Origin of the sequence: Streptomyces sp. NPDC019890, assembly GCF_044903445.1 — a bacterium.
In the GTDB taxonomy this organism is placed as follows: Bacteria; Actinomycetota; Actinomycetes; order Streptomycetales; family Streptomycetaceae; genus Streptomyces.
In genome coordinates, this window is the sequence record NZ_JBJDQK010000087.1 from 1 (window position 1) to 1,737 (window position 1,737).

At 73.7% G+C, this 1,737-nt stretch carries 1 protein-coding gene and 1 pseudogene; both read left to right on the forward strand.

Translation table 11 applies throughout. The features are described from left to right. On the forward strand, positions 1-1,169 hold a 1,169-nt coding region (locus tag ACI2LP_RS34370; protein ID WP_404728461.1), incomplete at its 5' end, for a GMC family oxidoreductase. Between the two features lie 91 nt (positions 1,170-1,260). Next, positions 1,261-1,737 (forward strand): annotated as a pseudogene (locus ACI2LP_RS34375) (Gfo/Idh/MocA family protein); the annotation flags it as partial.

Here is a 1,737-nt window from a genome sequence, read left to right on the forward strand (position 1 = left end):
TGCCGTACCTGGAACGCCTGGAAGGGCCCGCCCACGCCGCACCGTACGGCAGCCTCCCCGTGGCGGAGAACACCGAACCCCACCCCTTCGCCGCCGCGTTCGTCGAAGCCGCGCAGAAGTACGGCCTGCCCGGCAACCCGGACTTCAACGCCCGTCGGCAGGAGGGCGTGGGCCTCTACCGCACCAACCGCACCGCCGACGCCCCCGACGCCCCGGCCCGCCGCGGCAACACCGCCCACACCCACCTCAGGCCGGCCCTCGAACGCCGAAACCTCACCCTGGTGACGGACGCCGCGGTCCTCGGCCTCGTCACGGACGGCGGCCGCGTCACCGGTGTCCGGGTCCGGCGCGGCGGCACCGTGACCTCCGTGGCCTGCACGACGGAGGTCGTGGTGTGCGCCGGGGCGGTGGCCGCCCCGCAGCTGCTGCTGCTCAGCGGCATGGGTCCCGCCGCCGACCTGACGGCGCTGGACATCCCCGTGACGGTCGACCTGCCCGGCGTCGGCGCCAACCTCCACGACCACGTGCAGGTGTCGCTCGCCTACGACACCGCCGAGGGCCACCCCGTCGCCGACTTCTCCAACCTCGGCGAGGCAGGCGGCTTCGTCCGCCTCGACAACGCGGCGGCCGAGCCAGAGGTGCAGCTGTCGTTCGCACCGATGAAGGACCTCAACAACGCGGCCCGGCTCGGACACGGCTTCACCATCGGCCCGGGCGTCACCCGCCCCCTCAGCCGCGGCCGCCTCACCCTGGCCTCCGCCGACCCCGACGCGCACCCGTTGATCGACCCCGCCTATCTCACGGACCCCGCCGACGTGGACGTCCTGGTGGAGGGCGTGCGCATCGCCCGTGACATCGCCGCCACCGATCCGCTCGCGGGCCTGACCACCGGCCACGCCCCACTCGGCGCGACGGCCACCCGCCGCGAGGTGGAGGCGTTCGTGCGGGCCAACGCGCAGACCCAGTTCCATCCGATCGGCACCTGCCGGATCGGCGTCGACGGTGACGCCGGAGCGGTCGTCGACCCCAGGCTCCGGGTGCGGGGCACGAGCGGGCTCCGGGTGGCCGACGCTTCCGTCATCCCGAACATGATCACCGGAAACATTCACGCCGCCGTGGCCGCGGTCGCCGAACGCGCGGCCCGGCTCATCCAGGAGGACCACGCATGACAGGGAACCACGCATGACGACACACGACGAGCACGACGGCACCCTGCGCTGGGGTGTCCTCGGAGCCACCTCCTACATCGCCACCCACCTGATGCCGGCCGTCGCCGCGACGCCCGGCTGCGCGCTGACCGCGGTCGCCAGCCGCCCCGAACGGGCCGCCGCCGCGGCGGAACTCGGCCGCGCCCACGGCGCCACCGGCCACCCGGACTACGCGGACCTCCTCGCGGACCCCGCGGTCGACGCCGTCTACATACCGCTGCCCAACACCGAACACGTCGACTGACCCTGCGGGCCCTGGCGGCCGGCAAGCACGTCCTGGTCGAAAAACCCATGGCGATGGACGAGGAGGGCTGCGCCCGGATCGAGAAGGCGGCCGAAGCGGCGTCCCGCACCGTCATGGAGGCGTTCATGTACCGCTTCCACCCCCAGCAGCGGCGCGCCGCCGAGATCCTCGCCAGCAGGGAGATCGGCGAACTGCGCCTGGTACGCGCCTCCTTCGCGTTCCGCATCGAGAGCGGCAGCGGCAACATCCGCCTGAACCCCGCCCTGGGCGGCGGAGCCACCTGGG